Genomic DNA, 432 nt, shown 5'->3' with positions numbered 1-432 from the left:
TTAAATGTGGCGCTGTTATTCTTATAGAAAAAAGGACTGTAAGCCCTTTTTTCTATAAGAATAACAGCGCCACATTTAAAACGATGCTTTCAACAACCGCCCCAACTGTTGAGTCGTATAAATACTCGACTTTGTCCCAGAACGTTGGTGGTGGTATCAAGTCCTCAATCATATCGAATATGTCACTCGCTAGATCACTCAGACTGTATGATTCCCTTATCGGCGTCTCAAATTTTGTATCTGGCATACTTTTCCAAGTTGGTCGTTCAAAGTTGTCACCAATACTAAATATCTGATCGAACGTGTACCAGATAGCCCCGACATTAAGTAGAGCACCTACGTGATATAAAACACTCATTTCTTTATTGTAAACATACTATTTTAAGCGTACTGATGCGCTTTATTGACGAATGTATTTTTTTTAAATGTGTG

General features: G+C 37.7%; 1 protein-coding gene. It reads right to left on the bottom strand.

The features are described from left to right. Positions 1-52: 52 nt before the first annotated feature. Positions 53-358, bottom strand: coding sequence for a hypothetical protein (locus A3712_RS23375; protein ID WP_063524662.1), 306 nt, complete (start codon positions 356-358; stop codon positions 53-55). Positions 359-432: the final 74 nt, after the last annotated feature.

This window comes from Vibrio sp. HI00D65 (assembly GCF_001635455.1).
Lineage (GTDB): Bacteria > Pseudomonadota > Gammaproteobacteria > Enterobacterales > Vibrionaceae > Vibrio.
The sequence above is the reverse complement of the archived record's forward strand: the minus strand, read 5'-3'. Positions and strand labels throughout refer to the sequence as shown.